Genomic DNA, 15,890 nt, shown 5'->3' with positions numbered 1-15,890 from the left:
CGCCCGGTTACATTCCGAACCCGGAAGCTAAGCCTTTCAGCGCCGATGGTACTGCAGGGGGGACCCTGTGGGAGAGTAGGACACCGCCGAACAATTTTTCAGCCTCAACCCCCGGGCCTTGTCCGGGGGTTGAGGCATTTCTGCGTTCAGATCCAGTTCCGGAACCCCCTGCCTTTTCGCGTTGACGTGGCGCAGGTCGGGCCGTAACGATCAGCACATGGAACACACTATTCGCGCCATCCACGCTGACGAGTGGGAGAAGGCTCGGGACCTGCGGCTGAAGGCGCTACAGGACCCGGCCGCTCCTCTCGCCTTTCTGGAGACCCATGCGCAGGCAGCGGACCGCCCCGATGACTTCTGGCGGGAACGCGCGAGCAGCGCCGCGGAAGGTGTGTGGGTGAAGCAGTTCATCGCCGAGGCGGCTGACGGACGCTGGGACGGCACGGTGACCGTGCTGGTGGAACGGCCGGAGGACGAGGCGCGGTTCGGCGAGGCGGCGACGGTCGAGCAGACGCATCTGGTGGCGGTGTTCGTCAGGCCGGAGGCACGGGGACGCGGGCTTGCCGATGGATTGTTCCGGACAGCCGTTGACTGGTCCTGGAGCCTGAAGGACCCGTGGATCAAGCGCGTGCGGCTGTATGTACACGAGGACAACGCCCGTGCCGAAGCCTTCTACCGGCGGATCGGGTTCGTGCCCAGCGGAGGGAAGTCTCCTGTCCCGGGAGACGGCACAGCCATGGAAGTGGAGTACGAGCTGCCGCGTGGTGCCGAGCTCAGCAGCCGCTGAGCCATCGGTCAGCGCCTGGCCAGCGCGCCCGGCCTTGCTCGCGGGAACGGAGCAGAGCGAACGCCGGCATGCCCTGGTCCATGCCGGCGGCCAGCAGCTCGGGCAGCAAGGGCAGTGGGGCCACAGCGGCGACATCGTCGAACACGAGGGTGAGTGGTGGGTCGAGCCGACCGTCGGATGACCGTGCGGCCATGCGGCGGCCGTGCTCGACCACGCTCGAGGTGACGGCGGTCAGCAGAGGCATCGCTCCGGGGCGGGTGCGGGGATCCTCAATGGGGTCACCCACCACATAGAGACTGCCCCCCTCGACCACAAATGATTCCAGCGCGAGCGAATCTGCTCGATTTGGTGTGCAGGCTTCTCGGATATGGATCGAAGTCATACATGCGAGCGCACGCGCCGTCAGTTCCTGTGCCATCTCGCGGCGTTCGGGGTGTGCGGTGAGCGCCGACTCCAGCAGACCGGCGAGTCCGGACGCGGCCTTGGGATGCGTGCGGAGGATGCGTACGGGTTCATGGGCGTTGTTCCCCTGCGCCCAGCGGTGGACCTGCTTGAACGCCCTGCCGTCCACTGCGGCGGCGTGCAGCCAGCAGCGCAGGAGCGTTTCCGCTGTCTCGGCCATCGCCGCGTCGATACGGGCCGGCGGCCGTACCGGGACGAGCAGGGCCGCTGCACGCGTCGCGGCGATGTCGTGGTCCTCGCAGCCCGTGGTGGGAGACCAGTGGAGGCGTCCCGGGGTGTCGCAGAGGTGGCCAGGGTCGTAGACGAGGACGGAACCGAGCTTGGCGCGGGTGTCCTTGGTCTCGGACCATACGGCCGGGTCGGAGGTGACGACGAGTACCGGGCCCGGGGCGTCGAGGATGGCCTGGACGGCGGCCGGCCGGCGGACGGCCGGGTCGCCGTAGAGGACTCGTGGGGCGTCGCTTCGTGACTCGGGGACCTCGGGGACGTTGAGGGTGAGCAGGGCGGCAGCTGGCTCCGTGCGGTCGCCCGGGGCGGTGGCGCCGGGTCGAGGGACGGCTCGTGGGGCGGGGGCGGCCTGTTCCTGGTCCTGTTCCGGGGCCCCTTCCTGGGCCTGGTTCCCGGCCGCTGGTGTGGTGAGCACGGGGGCGGCGGATGAGAATGCGGCTGCTGCGGGCGCGGCTGCCGCGACGGTCTTCGAACGCCTCGCCGCCCGTACCGCGCGCAGGCGGGCCAGGGTCCCGAGCACGAACACGGAGAGCACCACCAGCACCATCAACTCGCCGATGAACAGGCCCCAGAACAGCCCGTAGCCCGAGAGCTGACCCGCCGGGGTGGCCGGCCACGCCCCCGCCATGTCGTGCGGTTGCGAGAGCAGACCGCGTATGGCGATCGGGGTCTGTGTGAACGTCACGCCGTCCGGCCACGCCCCGTGGGCGAAGAGCCCCGCGAGACCGGTAGCCGTCCAGACCAGCAGGGTCACTCCGATGAGGAAGGCCAGCAGACCGACCAGCAGCCCGTCCGGGATGCCCCGTTCCCCGTGCCTCTCCGCAGGTCCGGGCCTCCCCCCGGGTCTCGGCAGCTCGCGCGGCATCTGCTCAGGCCACCGTCGACTCGGAGGACTCGGACACCCCGTTGACGCGCTGCTGCTGTTCCATGAACGCGGCTCGCTGCTCCGTTTCCCACTCGGCCGCCCGTACGTCCTCCGGCAGCTCGGGGGCGGAGGCGGCGGACTCCGTCATGGCCCGGTCCGTGTAGACGAGTGGCCGCTCTGCCTCTGTGATCAGGTGCTTGACCACCTGGACGTTGCCGTTGACGTCCCACACCGCGATACCGGGGGTGAGTGTGGGGATGATCTCCACGGCCCAGCGGGGCAGGCCGAGCACCCGGCCGGTGGCCCGGGCTTCGTCGGCCTTCTGGGCGTAGATGGTTCTGGTGGAGGCCATCTTCAGGATCGCCGCCGCCTCCCGTGCCGCTGCCCCGTCGACCACGTCGCTGAGGTGGTGGACTACGGCGACGAAGGAGAGTCCGAGGCGGCGACCGAACTTGAGCAGTCGCTGGAAGAGCTGTGCGACGAAGGGGCTGTTGATGATGTGCCAGGCCTCTTCGACCAGGAAGATGCGTTTCTTGCGGTCGGGCCTGATCCAGGTGTGTTCGAGCCAGACGCCGACGATCGCCATCAGGATGGGCATGGCGATGGAGTTGCGGTCGATATGGGACAGGTCGAAGACGATCAGTGGCGCGTCGAGGTCGATGCCGACCGTCGTCGGCCCGTCGAACATGCCCCGCAGGTCACCGTCGACCAACCGGTCCAGGACGAGGGCGACATCCAGGCCCCAGGCCCGTACGTCGTCTATGGCGACGTTCATGGCCGCCGCCGACTCCGGTTCAGGATGGCGCAGTTGTTCGACGATGTCGGTCAGTACGGGCTGACGGTCGTCGATGGTCGTGTTGACGTAGGAGTGGGCGACCTTGAGGGCGAAGCCCGACCGCTCGTCCAGACCGTGGCCCATCGCGACCTCGATGATCGTACGGAGCAGCGCGAGCTGGCCCGTGGTGGTGATCGCGGGGTCGAGCGGGTTGAGGCGGATACCGCGGTCGAGTGCGGCCATGGGGTCGAGCCGGATGGGGGTGATGCCGAGCTGCTCGGCGATGAGGTTCCATTCGCCGACGCCGTCCTCGCCCTGGGCGTCGAGTACGACGACCTGGCGGTCGCGGAAGCGCAGCTGGCGCAGTACGTAGGTCTTCTCCAGCGCCGACTTGCCGTTTCCGGACTCGCCGAGCACCAGCCAGTGGGGGGCCGGCAGCTGCTGGCCGTAGAGCTGGAAGGGGTCGTAGATATAGCCCTTCCCGCTGTAGACCTCACGGCCGATGATCACGCCGGAGTCGCCGAGTCCGGGTGCGGCGGTGGGCAGGTAGACGGCCTGGGCCTGGCCCGTCGAGGTGCGTACGGGCAGCCGGGTGGTCTCGACCTTGCCGAAGAGGAAGGCGGTGAAGGACTCGGTCAGGGCGGTGAGCGGATCTCGCATCGGTTCAGGGCCCCTATCGGCGGATACCGGTCGCGAACGGCAGCGTGTTCACAAAGGCCCGGTGGTGCTCGCGGTCGCACCACTCCAGCTTGAGATACGACTTGCCCGCCGAGGCTCTGATCGTGCGCTTGTCCCTGGCCAGGGCCTCGGGGGTACGCGACGACACAGTGATGTACCCGACGAGGTTGACCCCAGCCGCGCCGCTGGCGAGATCTTCACCCCGCTGGTCGAGCCTGCTGTGGGCAGCGAGGTCGCGGGGGTCGACGGTGCGGTTCATCTTGGCGGCGCGGCTGGCCTCCGCCTCGTCGTTGGTCTTCTCGGTCAGCATCCGTTCGATGGCGACCTCGGTGGGCTCCAGGTCCATACAGACCGCGACGGTCCGGATCACGTCGGGGGTGTGGACGAGGAGCGGGGCGAGGAAGTTGACGCCGACGGGGGTCATCGGCCATTCCTTCACCCAGGCGGTGGCGTGGCACCAGGGGGCGCGGGTGGAGGACTCGCGGGTCTTGGCCTGGAGGTAGGTCGGTTCGAGCGCGTCGAGTTCGGCGGGCCAGGCGTTGCGCTGGGTCATCGCCTGGATGTGGTCGATGGGGTGGTCGGGGTCGTACATGGAGTGCACGAGGGAGGCGAGGCGGGCCTGGCCCAGCGGCTGGCGGACGCGGATGTCGGCTTCGGCGAGGCGGGCGCAGATGTCGGTGAGTTCGCGGGCCATGACGACGGCGAGGCCGGCGTCCTTGTCGAGCTTCTTGGTGCCGGCTGCCTGGCGGGCGGCGCGGGCCATGGTGTGGGCTTCGGCGGCGAGCTCGCGGTTGTAGTGCATGCAGGCGACGAGGTAGGCGCGGTGCTGCTCGCTGGAGGTGGACACCATGGACTGGAGCTGGTCGTAGGAGTCGCGGAGCCAGCCGGGTGCCGATGGGTCGCCGCGCTGGGCGACGTCCTTGGCGTGGGCGTCGGGGTCGGCGGGCAGGGTCCGGGCGAGCATCTGGAGGCGGGTGACGAAGCCGTCGCCGTTGGCGACATGTTTGAGGAGGGTGCCGAAACGGTCCACCAGGGCTTCCTGGTCCTCGCTGTCGCGGAGCCCGACGCCTGGGCCTTCGATCTCGATGGCGGCGGTGACGGTGCGGCGGTCGGCGTGCAGGAGTACGGCGATCTCGTCCGGCCCGAAGGGTGCGGCGAGCCAGTTGATCCGGCCGATGCCGGGCGGCAGCCCGATCTCGATCTCGCGGCCGTCGAGCCGGGTGCCGGCTTCCATGACGGCGGAGCGGTAGTGGGTGCCCTGGCGCAGGATGCGCTTGTAGCTGCGGTTGATCTCGAACCAGCGGTAGAAGGTGCGCTGTTTGTACGGGACGTACACGGCGGCCAGCGCGAGCAGCGGGAAGCCGGTGAGCAGCACGATCCGCAGGGACAGGACGGGGACCAGCAGTCCGCTCATCATGCCGAGGAACGCGCCGACGATGATCAGGGCGATCTCGCCGGTTTCGCGGTTCTTGCCGACGATCGCGTTCGGCCGGGCCCGGCCGATGAGATACGTGCGGCGGGGCGCGATGGGCTGCGACTGCGTCGTCAACGCCCTCCACCTCCTGTGGTTCCTGTGCTGGTGCCTGAGCCGGTGCTCTTGCGGTGGCTGTGGGGGGTGCTGGTGTTCGTGGCTGAGCCGCCGCCGCTACGAGGTGCGGGTGCGGCGGGCGCCCCTGCGCCGCCGCTGCCGCGCGAGCTGTGTGCGGCCACGCCGCCGGCGACGGAGCCGGCGGGGCGCGCGGTGTTCCCGGATGACTGACCCTGCTGGTCGCTGCGGCTGCTGTGGGTCTTGATGCCCTGGGAGACGAGGGCGGCGGGGGAGCTGATGACGGCGGCGGCCTTGCTCTCCGCGCTGTTCTGGATGCGGTTGTTGCGGGAGGCGGCGATCTCGTCGCCGAAGCCCGGTACGAAGCGGTAGATCATGGCCGAGGCGAAGATCGCGAGCAGGATGATCGAGAGGCCGGTGACGACGGCGGAGAAGGCGTTCGGCCCGTCGTCGCCGGAGAGGGCTCCGGCGAGCCCGAGCACGATGATGATGACCGGCTTGACGAGGATCACCGCGATCATGATCCCGGCCCAGCGGCGCACGTGTCCCCACAGGTTCTTGTCGACGAGCCCGGAGTAGACGACGACGCCGAGCAGCGCGCCGACGTAGAGCAGCACGGCGCGGATGAACAGCTCCAGGTAGAGCACACCCGCGGCGAGCACGGTCACGAGCGACACGATGATCAGCATGATCGGGCCGCCGCCGATGGAGTCACCCTTGTCGAGCGCCTGTTTGAAACTGCCGAAGAACACGTCGGTCTGGCCGCCGGTGCCGGATGCGATGACGGCGGTGATGGCGTCGGTGGCCGAGACGAGTGTGTAGAGGATCAGCGGGGTGAACGCGGAGGCGAGGACGGTGAGCCAGAGGAGCCCGACGGCCTCGGAGACGGCGGTCATGAGCGGGACGCCCCGGATGGCGCGTTTGGCGACGGCCAGTAGCCAGAGGAGAAGGGTGAGGAAGGTGGCGGCGGCGAAGACGATGGCGTACTGGGCGAGGAAGGTGCTGTTGGTGAAGTCCACTTCAGCGGTGGACTTCACGGCCTTCGACAGGGCGTCGATGATCGACCCGGCGGCTTCGGCGCAGCCGCGGGCGAGGGAGTCGAGAGGGTCGAGGGCGGTGGCGGGGTCATCGAGGGAGGGGGCGCGGCGGGCGGCGCCATCGCCGTTCTCGCAGTAGTCGCGGGCGGGCCCGGAGACGCGCGCGCAAGGGTCGGCACTGGGACTCGGGGTCGGTGAGGGGCTGGGCGCGGCTGTCGCCCGGGCCGCGAACAGGAACAGGGCGATGTGGATCGTCGCCGCTGCGGTGACGACCGGTCGTGTGCGGCGAGGGTTAACGGGCATACGTGAACCCTCCGAACTCGTTGACCGTGTCGGCGATCTCCTTGGATTCGGAGACGGCGTTGTCACCGGATACCGGAGTCGGTCCGGTCTTCTGGGCCGTCTCCAGGACCTTCCAGTCGGAGCCGTCCCATGTCAGCTTCATGGATACGGTGAACCAGCCGCTCGTGACCGGTTTGGTGGACTTCTCGCCGGCCAGGCCGAACAGCCCCGAGCACCACACGTCCACTTCGGCCGAGTTGCTGGTGAACTTGTTGACGCGGGTGCCCGCGGGGAGTGCCCGGCTGACGAAAGTCGCTCCCGCGGGGGCGCTGCCGTCCGGATTGAGGCCGATCTTCTCCAGGAAGGCCTTCGAGTAGTCCGCGTCGAAGCCCGACCGCAGGCTGTTCAGCCGGCTGTCGTCGGCGATGGCCTCGATGATGGCGTGGCGGCGCTCCTCGTTGAACATGCCGTCGGAGCCCAGCGCAACCGCGTAGTTCGCCGCCGCGCTCTGTGCACCCTGCTCGTCGTGGGCGTACCCCTTGGGGATCCCGCCGTTCACCCCGGACACGGGTCGCACCCCGGTAGGCGCGGTCGGGACGGCGGTGCGGGCTTGCCGGGCGCTGTCCGAGGCGGGGTCGGAGCCGTTGCCGCGGTTGGCGAAGGCGATGGCGGCGATCAGCAGGACGACCACGCCCGCGGCGGTGACCAGGGAGCGGGAGTTGCGCATGGGGCGGCGGGCACCCCCGTAGACATCGGAGACCGTGATGGTTTCGGGGAGCCGTGTGCGGGTCTGGGCGGTGCCGCCCACGTCCGTTTCGAACTCGTCGTGCCCGTCGTCGAAGTTCATGCCGCGTACGCCCCCTCAGCCGTCTGCGGTGTCGTGGCCTCGTCCGTCTGCGGTGCATTGCCCTCGCTGCCGAATCCGTCCCGGTGCTCCCCGCGCCAGAGGTCCCCGTGCCAGCGGTGCGCGCCTTCGTGGCCGGGGCCGTAGTACGAAGGTAGCCGTGCTGGGGTCCGCGCGGGCGCGGTGTGATGACTCGACATCAGGGGGACGCAACCTCTGCCGGTGGGTGCGACGGGCGGATGGTGTGGTGGCGAAGGGATGGAATGTAAACGGGGTGGAAAATAGGCTGAAACGGGAGTGATGGAGGGTCAGACGGCCATTCCGTACACGATGGTGAAGAGGGTCCCCAGGGACCCGATGATGAAGACGCCCGTCAGCCCGGCGACGATCAGGCCCTTGCCCTGTTCCGCGCTGAAGGTGTCGCGCAGCGCCGTCGCCCCGATGCGCTGTTTTGCCGCCCCCCAGACCGCGATGCCCAGGCAGAGCAGGATGGCGACCGCCATCACGACCTCGATCATCACGCGAGCTTCGTTTCCGAGGGTTCCGAAGGGGCCCCAGTTCGGGGCGATTCCACCGATGATGGTGGTGATGTCACCTTTCTCGGCTGCCAGGATCATGTAACTCACCGCCCCTGTCGGGTAGTTCGACGCCCTTGCCACTCGGCATGGGTCACGCTCTATCTTCGCTGATGAAACCGGTATCGTGCGCCGACTTGGTTGGTCTCTTTACCCGATCCCCGCACACACGGTCGAACCGATCGCGCTGACCTGCGGCGGTACCGATGCGGTTCAGGTGCGAGCACCCGTATGGGCACTCTGTGTATCACGGAGGGTGACTTCGGGCAATGACTGTCGTTTAGGCACCTAAGGCGTCAAAGTGCCAAGGGTGCCGGTGTGGCCAAGCGGGTGGTGCGCCCAGTGCCGAGGGGCGTGACCGGAGCGAGGGGTGGCGGGCGGCGGCCCTGTGGCAGGGCGGGCCGCCGCGCGCTGCCGCGGCCCGCCCTGCCGGGGTGTCAGCTCAGGCTCGGACGGCAAGCAGCCCGAGCAGGGCCATGGATATGGCGATGAGTGAGATGACGATCAGTGCGGCGATCGTGCCCCCGGAGTCGCCTGCCCGGCGAAGCTTCTCCCCCGCGTTTCCTATGTTGCCCATGTCTCTCCTGTGGTGCTGATCCCGCCGTTGGTCGTCGGCGGGGTGGTTCACAGCCTTCCTGGCTGCGTGACACAGGGTAACGGAGGCCGGTCCAGACCACATGGGCGGGCCCGAGAAGGCAGCTACTTCGTCAACTGCCTGCTCATGGCCTGATTTGAGGGTGTCGGGCGGGTATGCCCCGGGGTGTTCGGGGCTTCGGGAGCCGCCGCACTACGACTCCATTTCGCTACGGAGAGTCAGGCCAGGGGCTGTCGTGGTGCCACGAACAGACTCTGCGCGCCGCGCCCGATGGGCCCCTTCTCGTCATGCAGCCGCGAGTCCGCGAGGCCGATTCCGGCCGAGTCGACGCTTGTCCGGGCCTCCACGGCCACCCATTCGCCCACCGGATGGCGGTGCAGATGGACCGTCAGATCAGCGTTGACGAAGACGTGCCGGTTGAAGTCCAGGACGTTGCTGATGCCGTTCCCGGAGTCGGCGGCGACGAGTACGCGGTCCAGGGGGCGGGTTTCCTCGCCCGCGATGAGAGGAAGGCGCATCCGCATCCAGCAGGTGCCGGGCCCTGGCGCGCGAAAGGTCCCTTCGGTGAAGCGGGTCTCCATGGACGTGTGGTAGCCGATGTCCCATGGCACCGCGAAGAAGGGTGTGTCGGCGGTTTCGCCGGGGGATGGCAACAGCGGCCCGTCCGCGACCGCCGGGCCCGGCTCCTCCAGGGTGCGCACCCGCAGTGCCCGGGCCAGCATCACCGGTGTCCCGCCCTCGGGGGTGAGCACGGCCTCCACGAGTTCCACGTTGCGTCCCGAGCGCACTACGTCCACGCGCACTTCGAGCGGCCGTATCGGCACCGGCTTCACGATCTCGTACGTCACTCGCGCGATCCGCATGTCGGACCTCGCCCCCGGGCGCTCCTCCATGGCTCGCCCCAGCAGCGCCGCGGGCGGCCCGGCGTGCTGGGAGTGCGCGTCCCAGGGGCCCCGGGTGTGCTCGGTCGCCGTGAAGCGGCTCCCGGAGATCCGCTCGTAGAACGCCTTGGGTTCCGCCATGACGGGCTGCCTCTCCTGCTCGTCCGCTGTGACTCCGCGATGGGTGTACGCCGCACGCTACCTGCGGGTAACCGGGTGGAGCCAGGGGCCCGGGATCGTAGCGCCGGAAGAAGGCGGCGTCGGGCGGCGTGGCATCCCGCCGTTTCCGCCGTTTCCGCCGGTCCCCCATTTCCCTGCCTCCCCCCGTTCCCCCCGGTTCTGTCGATCCGACGACTACGCCGCCGTCCCCGCTGTCGTGAAGCAGTCGGCCGGCGGCCTTCGAATGGGCTGTCAGGAACCGTTCGATAAGGCACTGTTGAAGGGTGCGCAAAGTATGGGTGGCCACCGTCGTCGGCTTCGGTCTGTGTCTGGGCTTCGTCGCGCTGCTCGTCGTCGGGACGTACTCGGCCGCCGCCGGGCTGCTGGGGGCGCGGCCGGGCGGGCAGCCGGTCGCGCTGGTCAAGGGTGCCGTGCCGGCCGCGTACCACTCGATGGTGCAGCGGTGGGGGACGCTCTGCCCGGCCGTCAATCCCGCGCTGCTGGCCGCGCAGTTGTACCAGGAGAGCGGTTGGAACCCGAAGGCGGTCAGCCATGCCGACGCGCGCGGGATGGCGCAGTTCCTCCCCAGCACATGGGCGGCGCACGGTGTCGACGGGGACGGGGACGGGGACCGCGACATCTGGGATCCGGCGGATGCGATCGCGTCGGCCGCGTCGTACGACTGCGAGCTCGCGGGGTACGTCAAGTCGGTGCCGGGCGATCCGACGGCCAACATGCTGGCCGCCTACAACGCCGGTGCCGACCGGGTCATCAGGGCGGGCGGGGTTCCCCGTATCCGGGAGACCCAGAACTACGTCAAGATCATCCGCGCCTTGGAGGCGAGCTTCGCCAGGCCGGTCGGGCGGCTTCAGCCGTCGCGGCAGGCGGCGGGCGCGATCGACTTCGCGCAGAGCAAGCTCGGGACACCGTATCTGTGGGGCGGCAACGGGACGCCGGAGCAGAACGGCCGGTTCGACTGCTCGGGGCTGACGCAGGCCGCGTACCGGACTGTGGGGATCGAGCTGCCGCGTGTCGCCAACGACCAGTACAACGCGGGGCCGCATCCTGCACGCGATGAACTGCTTCCAGGCGACCTGGTGTTCTTCTCGGACGATCTCGGCAACTCGCGCGCGATCCGGCATGTCGGCCTCTACGTCGGCGGCGGCTACATGATCAACGCCCCGTTCACCGGGGCCGTGATCCGCTTCGACAAGATCGACACGCCCGACTACTTCGGTGCGACCAGGGTCACGGAGGAAGGTGCCGCCGCGCTCCCCACCGCGGGGGGCGGGCGGTGACAGGGGCCTGACGGGGATTCGGCAGGACCCGGCAAGCCGCGGTGAGGTCCTGGCCCTGTGTGAAGCCAAGGCCGTGGGATGCGGCCGCCCATCACTCTTCGATAACGTCGCGGTGATCGTTCCGTGGAGATCTGCAACGAGCGGAACACGCCCGCGGAACGGGTCGTTTCCCCAGGCGGCGCAGTACGTCACGCAACAGGCAAGGGGCCGCGGTAGATGGCTGGACTCGGACGTGAAGGGACGAATCCCGACGTCAGCCTGCTCCAGGACATCAACGGCCTGGCACGCTCGGCACCGCCCTGGTTCAACCGCGCCATGGAGTTCGCCGGCGAGTACGGCATCATCATCGCCCTCGTCCTCCTGATGCTCTGGTGCTGCTGGACCGTGCGGCGTCTGGGCGACGAGCGGGAGTCCGTGTCGGCGCTGGCCGCCCTGGTGTGGACGCCGTTCGCGGCCGGTGCGGCGCTGCTGGTCAACATGCCGATCCGGGACTTCGTGGAACGGCCCCGGCCGTTCGCCGAGCACCAGGGGATCCAGGTCCTGGCGCGCGGCGAGACCGGTTTCTCGTTCGTCAGCGACCACGCCACCCTGGCGATGGCGCTGGGCGTCGGGCTGTTCATGGCCCACCGGCGGATCGGATTCGCCGCGATCGGGCTCGCGCTCGTGGAAGGGTACTGCCGGGTCTACCTGGGCGGTCACTATCCGACCGACGTGGTGGGCGGGTTCGCGCTCGGTACGGCCGTCACCCTGCTGTTCGCCCCGCTGGCGCTCGCGCTGCTGACCCCGCCCCTTACGGCGCTCGCCCGGAGCAGGCGCGCCCGGCGGCTCGTACGGTCGCGGCGTGCCGTCGCGCGGAGCGGGCGACGGGAGCAGGACTGCGAGCAGGAACTGGAGCGGCACGAGACCGGACTGGCCGCCTGACCGACGGCGCTCACGCTGCCCTACTACGCCACGGTCCCGAGAGCCGTCTCGTGCTCCTTCGCGTCGGTCCTGGCGCGTTCACGGGAACGGCGGGCCGGTCCCCGCCAGCCGCAGCTGCACTGGGCCACGCAGAACGAGCCCCGTTCGGCCGTGCGCGTCAGATGTTCCCGGTGTTCCCCATCCACGGACCACACGGTACTTGCCGTGACGGCCCCCCGGTGGCCGTCGTTATCCCGGGCGGGTGGGTCCAGGAAGGGATGCCGGCGATGGTGGTGCTGCACAGGCTCAGGGGCGGGGCGTGTGCCGTCGTCGCCATGGTGGGCGCGGGGGTGGGGATGGTCGCGGCCACGGGCTGTTCCGGCGGTGGCGACGCGGTGGCCGACGCCCGGCCCACCGGCGATCTGACGGCCGCTGTCCGGAACGCCGCCGATGTGCTCGCCCGGCACGGCACATCCAAGACCCGCACCTCCATGGAGATGGCCGCGGGCGGCACCCGGGTGACCATCCGCGGAGACGGCGGCTATGACTTCCGGCGCGGTATGGGCCGACTGCGGGTCGTGCTGCCGAAGGACCCCGCGGGTAGTGACGAGCACCTGCCGATCACCGAGCTTCTCGCGCCCGGTGCGTTGTATATGAAGGACCGGGGTGCGGGAGTGCCGCCGGGCAAGTGGGTACGGGTCGACACCACCACGCTCAAGGACGGCAACCTGGTCACCGGGGGTGCCACCGACCCCGCCGCGGCCGCCGAACTGCTGCGCGGGGTGCGAACGGTGGACTACGTGGCCCGTATCGACCTCGCGGGCGTCCAGGTCACCCACTACCGCGGTGTCGCCGATATCGCCGCCGCGGCGAAGGCCGCCTCACCCACGGTGCGGGGTGCGCTGGCCGCCGCGGCGAAGGGATTCGCAGAGGACGCCGTGCCCTTCGACGCGTATGTCGATGACGCCGGGCGGCTGCGGAAGGTGCGCCATCAGTTCAGCTTCACCAACCAGGGCCGCACGGTCGACGTCTCGTCGACGACGCTGCTGTACGAGTTCGGGGCGCCGGTCGTCGTGGAGCTTCCGGCGCACCGGGACCTGTACACCGGGCGGATCCGTGTATAGCGCGTATACCGGGGATAGCGTGCATCGGGTCCATAACGCGGGTGTACGGAGCGTCCCGGGATTCGGATAGGCCGGTAAATGGTCCGGACGTGCCATGCGGTGGGGCACTCCGCTCCCTACGCTGGAAGCCGACACCGGCTGGAAGAGGTGAATGCACGTGGCTCCGCCCAGTACGCCGACAGTCCAGGACCACGTGGCTCTCGCCGAGATCGAACTGTGCGGTGAGCTGATGATCGCCGCGTCGGCCGCGGACGGGGAGCGGCTGAGCTCCGACCGTATCGATGAGGTGCTCAACGTGGGTGGCCCGAGTGCCCTGACCACCCCGGTCACCCCGAGCGTTCCGCCGGCCCCTGACGGGGGCTGACGGTCCCCCTTCAGGTCCGCATCATGCGGGCGATGGCCTTCGTGGCCTCGTCGACCTTCGCGTCGATCTCGTCCCCGCCCTTGAGTGCCGCGTCAGCGACACAGTGGCGCAGATGCTCCTCCAGGAGCTGGAGGGCGAAGGACTGCAGGGCCTTGGTGGAGGCGGAGACCTGGGTGAGTATGTCGATGCAGTACGTGTCCTCGGCCACCATCCGCTGGAGGCCGCGGATCTGGCCCTCGATCCGGCGCAGCCGCTTGAGGTGCTCGTCCTTCTGCTTGTGGTAGCCGTGCACACCGCGGTCATGGGTGGCTGCCGGGGTGGGCGCGGCGGTCGGCTGCGCGGTCTCGTCCGAGTCGGGTGCCTGGCCCGAGGCCATGTCTGTGTCCGTATCCGCGTTCGAGGCTGACGTCGGGCCCGAGGCCGTGTCCGTGGTCGTCATCGCGTGCTCCCGAAGTCCCGTGGTCGTCCTGTCCGGTATACCCCTCGTGGGTATATGCTACCGATCCCAGCTGGTTGCGGGAGGGCCCTGTGCTGATCACAGTGCCCGATGGGCGACACTGAGGGGAAGGCCGGTTAGCCGTGGCCGGATGATGCACCTAGCATCAGCCTGACCGAAACCCAGCACCCCGAGGAACCCACGTGCGATTTCGTCTGACCCCCAGGGAGACGAGCTTCTACGACATGTTCGCCGCTTCCGCGGACAACATCGTCACGGGCTCCAAGCTCCTGATGGAACTGCTCGGGGCGGACGGACCCGCCCGGGTCGAGATCGCCGAACGGATGCGGGCCGCGGAGCACGCGGGAGACGACGCCACCCACGCGATCTTCCACCAGCTGAACTCCTCGTTCATCACGCCCTTCGACCGCGAGGACATCTACTCCCTCGCCTCGTCGCTGGACGACATCATGGACTTCATGGAGGAGGCCGTCGATCTGGTCGTCCTCTACAACGTCGAGGAGCTGCCGAAGGGTGTCGAGCAGCAGATCGAGGTGCTGGCCCGGGCGGCGGAGCTGACGGCGGAGGCCATGCCGCATCTGCGGACGATGGACAACCTCACCGAGTACTGGATCGAGGTCAACCGCCTCGAGAACCAGGCCGATCAGATCCACCGCAAGCTCCTCGCGCACCTCTTCAACGGCAAGTACGACGCCATCGAGGTGCTCAAGCTGAAGCAGATCGTGGATGTACTCGAAGAGGCAGCGGACGCCTTCGAGCACGTGGCCAACACGGTGGAGACCATCGCGGTCAAGGAGTCCTGAGGCTTCGTGGACACCTTTGCGCTGGTCGTGACCATCGGGGTCGCGCTCTTCTTCACGTATACGAACGGATTCCACGACTCCGCGAACGCCATCGCGACGTCCGTTTCCACCCGCGCGCTGACCCCCAAGGCCGCGCTCGCGATGGCCGCGGTGATGAACCTCGCCGGTGCGTTCTTCGGCAGCGGGGTCGCCAAGACCGTCAGTGAGGGCCTGATCGCGACGCCCAAGGGCGACCGCGGTATGGGCATCCTCTTCGCGGCGCTGGTCGGCGCGATCATCTGGAACCTGGTCACCTGGTACTTCGGCCTGCCGTCCTCGTCCTCGCACGCGCTGTTCGGCGGCATGGTGGGCGCGGCGCTGGCGGGCGGCACGGAAGTGATCTGGGGAGGGGTGGTCGACAAGGTCGTCATCCCGATGTTCGTGTCACCGGTGGTCGGCCTGCTGGCGGGCTATCTGGTGATGTGCGCGATCATGTGGATGTTCCGCAAGGCGAACCCGCACAAGGCGAAGCGGGGCTTCCGTATCGCCCAGACGGTCTCCGCGGCCGGGATGGCCCTCGGCCACGGCCTCCAGGACGCCCAGAAGACCATGGGCATCGTGGTGATGGCCCTGGTCATCGCCGATGTCGAGGACTTCGGCGACCCGATCCCGGTCTGGGTGAAGATCGTCTGCGCGGTCATGCTGTCCCTGGGCACGTACGCGGGAGGCTGGCGCATCATGCGGACTCTGGGCCGCAAGATCATCGAGCTGGATCCGCCGCAGGGGTTCGCCGCGGAGACGACGGGGGCGTCGATCATGTTCGGCTCGGCGTTCCTGTTCCACGCGCCGATCTCGACCACGCATGTCATCACCTCCGCGATCATGGGCGTCGGCGCGACGAAGCGGGTCAACGCGGTGCGGTGGGGTGTCGCGAAGAACATCGTGCTCGGCTGGTTCATCACGATGCCGGCGGCGGCGCTCGTCGCGGCGCTCAGCTTCTGGGTCGTGAGCCTGGCGTTCGGCTAGACCGTGTCCGCCACATAGCGGCCCCGCCCGAAGGGCGGGGCCCGCCGCGTCTGGTGCATGGGGCTTCTCTTGGCTCGCGGGGGTCGAGGGTGTGGGGTCTCCCCAGGCCCGCAGGGGCCGAGGGGAAGATCGAAAGGCGTCGGGCCCCCCCCACCACCCGGCGGGGGGCCGCGGTGTTTAGCCCGGGGGGGGCCCCCCGCCCGCCCCCCCCCGCCCAAGCGCCGG

The 15,890-nt window shown here is 69.2% G+C and carries 17 protein-coding genes and 1 rRNA gene; 8 read left to right on the top strand and 10 right to left on the bottom strand.

Translation table 11 applies throughout. From position 1 onward, the window contains the following. A 5S ribosomal RNA gene (gene rrf, locus ACFWI9_RS20230) occupies positions 1-92 on the top strand; the annotation flags it as partial. Between the two features lie 125 nt (positions 93-217). Beyond that, positions 218-787: a GNAT family N-acetyltransferase gene (locus tag ACFWI9_RS20225; protein WP_387163846.1), complete on the top strand. Its 570-nt coding sequence runs from the start codon at positions 218-220 to the stop codon at positions 785-787. Here the strand turns inward: ACFWI9_RS20225 and ACFWI9_RS20220 are convergent. From ACFWI9_RS20220 to ACFWI9_RS20180, 9 genes are all read right to left on the bottom strand, one after another. Then, positions 774-2,342, bottom strand: a complete 1,569-nt coding sequence (locus tag ACFWI9_RS20220; protein ID WP_387163844.1) for a type VI secretion protein — start codon at positions 2,340-2,342, stop codon at positions 774-776. The two genes, ACFWI9_RS20225 and ACFWI9_RS20220, sit on opposite strands and share 14 nt — an antisense overlap. A gap of 4 nt (positions 2,343-2,346) precedes the next feature. Further along, on the bottom strand, positions 2,347-3,777 hold the full coding sequence (locus ACFWI9_RS20215; protein WP_387163843.1) for an ATP-binding protein: 1,431 nt from the start codon (positions 3,775-3,777) through the stop codon (positions 2,347-2,349). A 13-nt stretch (positions 3,778-3,790) separates the two neighbouring features. Further along, positions 3,791-5,344: an SCO6880 family protein gene (locus ACFWI9_RS20210; RefSeq protein WP_387163841.1), complete on the bottom strand. Its 1,554-nt coding sequence runs from the start codon at positions 5,342-5,344 to the stop codon at positions 3,791-3,793. After that, the gene (locus tag ACFWI9_RS20205) at positions 5,341-6,681 is read right to left on the bottom strand and encodes a hypothetical protein (protein WP_387163840.1); all 1,341 of its coding nucleotides are present in this window, start codon (positions 6,679-6,681) and stop codon (positions 5,341-5,343) included. Before ACFWI9_RS20205 ends, ACFWI9_RS20210 begins: the two co-directional genes overlap by 4 nt. Continuing rightward, positions 6,671-7,507 carry a hypothetical protein gene (locus ACFWI9_RS20200; RefSeq protein WP_387163839.1) on the bottom strand — a complete coding sequence of 279 codons (837 nt, stop codon included), beginning with the start codon at positions 7,505-7,507 and terminating at the stop codon, positions 6,671-6,673. The genes ACFWI9_RS20205 and ACFWI9_RS20200 overlap by 11 nt, the downstream gene beginning before the upstream one ends. Then, on the bottom strand, positions 7,504-7,704 hold the full coding sequence (locus ACFWI9_RS20195) for a hypothetical protein (protein WP_387163837.1): 201 nt from the start codon (positions 7,702-7,704) through the stop codon (positions 7,504-7,506). The genes ACFWI9_RS20200 and ACFWI9_RS20195 overlap by 4 nt, the downstream gene beginning before the upstream one ends. A 108-nt stretch (positions 7,705-7,812) precedes the next feature. Next, a complete protein-coding gene (locus ACFWI9_RS20190; protein ID WP_338671865.1) occupies positions 7,813-8,121 on the bottom strand; it encodes a hypothetical protein in 309 nt (102 codons plus the stop codon). 400 nt (positions 8,122-8,521) lie between these two features. Beyond that, positions 8,522-8,656: a hypothetical protein gene (locus ACFWI9_RS20185; RefSeq protein WP_387163835.1), complete on the bottom strand. Its 135-nt coding sequence runs from the start codon at positions 8,654-8,656 to the stop codon at positions 8,522-8,524. Between the two features lie 236 nt (positions 8,657-8,892). Beyond that, positions 8,893-9,696, bottom strand: a complete 804-nt coding sequence (locus ACFWI9_RS20180) for a thioesterase family protein (protein WP_387163833.1) — start codon at positions 9,694-9,696, stop codon at positions 8,893-8,895. 302 nt (positions 9,697-9,998) lie between these two features. On the opposite strand from ACFWI9_RS20180, the gene ACFWI9_RS20175 reads away from it, so the two are divergent. The 4 genes from ACFWI9_RS20175 (at position 9,999) to ACFWI9_RS20160 (ending at position 13,400) form a co-directional block, all read left to right on the top strand. Beyond that, positions 9,999-11,012 (top strand): NlpC/P60 family protein, encoded by a 1,014-nt coding sequence (locus ACFWI9_RS20175; RefSeq protein WP_387163832.1) that lies wholly within the window; start codon positions 9,999-10,001, stop codon positions 11,010-11,012. Positions 11,013-11,228: 216 nt separating this feature from the next. Continuing rightward, complete coding sequence (locus tag ACFWI9_RS20170) at positions 11,229-11,933, top strand: phosphatase PAP2 family protein (protein ID WP_387163830.1); 705 nt, start codon at positions 11,229-11,231, stop codon at positions 11,931-11,933. Between the two features lie 266 nt (positions 11,934-12,199). Further along, positions 12,200-13,036, top strand: coding sequence for a hypothetical protein (locus ACFWI9_RS20165; RefSeq protein ID WP_387163828.1), 837 nt, complete (start codon positions 12,200-12,202; stop codon positions 13,034-13,036). Between the two features lie 151 nt (positions 13,037-13,187). After that, complete coding sequence (locus ACFWI9_RS20160) at positions 13,188-13,400, top strand: hypothetical protein (RefSeq protein ID WP_387163826.1); 213 nt, start codon at positions 13,188-13,190, stop codon at positions 13,398-13,400. A 10-nt stretch (positions 13,401-13,410) separates the two neighbouring features. On the opposite strand, the gene ACFWI9_RS20155 is transcribed toward ACFWI9_RS20160, so the two are convergent. Next, a complete protein-coding gene (locus ACFWI9_RS20155) occupies positions 13,411-13,839 on the bottom strand; it encodes a metal-sensitive transcriptional regulator (protein ID WP_387163824.1) in 429 nt (142 codons plus the stop codon). Between the two features lie 200 nt (positions 13,840-14,039). On the opposite strand from ACFWI9_RS20155, the gene ACFWI9_RS20150 reads away from it, so the two are divergent. Further along, entirely contained in the window at positions 14,040-14,660 is a 621-nt protein-coding gene (locus ACFWI9_RS20150; protein WP_266379756.1) for a DUF47 domain-containing protein, read from the top strand. Between the two features lie 6 nt (positions 14,661-14,666). Continuing rightward, complete coding sequence (locus ACFWI9_RS20145) at positions 14,667-15,665, top strand: anion permease (RefSeq protein ID WP_387163822.1); 999 nt, start codon at positions 14,667-14,669, stop codon at positions 15,663-15,665. The last annotated feature ends 225 nt before the right edge of the window (positions 15,666-15,890 follow it).

It is taken from the genome of Streptomyces sp. NPDC127084 (assembly GCF_042724175.1).
Lineage (GTDB): Bacteria > Actinomycetota > Actinomycetes > Streptomycetales > Streptomycetaceae > Streptomyces.
This window is presented reverse-complemented; position numbering and strand designations above follow the sequence as displayed.

Bases quoted from the DNA above. Each gene is read 5' to 3' on its own strand.
- ACFWI9_RS20215 (WP_387163843.1), bottom strand. From the start codon at position 3,777: ATGCGAGATCCGCTCACCGCCCTGACCGAGTCCTTCACCGCCTTCCTC.
- ACFWI9_RS20220 (WP_387163844.1), bottom strand. From the start codon at position 2,342: ATGCCGCGCGAGCTGCCGAGACCCGGGGGGAGGCCCGGACCTGCGGAG.
- ACFWI9_RS20225 (WP_387163846.1), top strand. From the start codon at position 218: ATGGAACACACTATTCGCGCCATCCACGCTGACGAGTGGGAGAAGGCT.
- ACFWI9_RS20185 (WP_387163835.1), bottom strand. From the start codon at position 8,656: ATGGGCAACATAGGAAACGCGGGGGAGAAGCTTCGCCGGGCAGGCGAC.
- ACFWI9_RS20190 (WP_338671865.1), bottom strand. From the start codon at position 8,121: ATGATCCTGGCAGCCGAGAAAGGTGACATCACCACCATCATCGGTGGA.
- ACFWI9_RS20200 (WP_387163839.1), bottom strand. From the start codon at position 7,507: ATGAACTTCGACGACGGGCACGACGAGTTCGAAACGGACGTGGGCGGC.
- ACFWI9_RS20155 (WP_387163824.1), bottom strand. From the start codon at position 13,839: ATGACGACCACGGACACGGCCTCGGGCCCGACGTCAGCCTCGAACGCG.
- ACFWI9_RS20170 (WP_387163830.1), top strand. From the start codon at position 11,229: ATGGCTGGACTCGGACGTGAAGGGACGAATCCCGACGTCAGCCTGCTC.
- ACFWI9_RS20180 (WP_387163833.1), bottom strand. From the start codon at position 9,696: ATGGCGGAACCCAAGGCGTTCTACGAGCGGATCTCCGGGAGCCGCTTC.
- ACFWI9_RS20160 (WP_387163826.1), top strand. From the start codon at position 13,188: ATGCACGTGGCTCCGCCCAGTACGCCGACAGTCCAGGACCACGTGGCT.
- ACFWI9_RS20165 (WP_387163828.1), top strand. From the start codon at position 12,200: ATGGTGGTGCTGCACAGGCTCAGGGGCGGGGCGTGTGCCGTCGTCGCC.
- ACFWI9_RS20195 (WP_387163837.1), bottom strand. From the start codon at position 7,704: ATGTCGAGTCATCACACCGCGCCCGCGCGGACCCCAGCACGGCTACCT.
- ACFWI9_RS20205 (WP_387163840.1), bottom strand. From the start codon at position 6,681: ATGCCCGTTAACCCTCGCCGCACACGACCGGTCGTCACCGCAGCGGCG.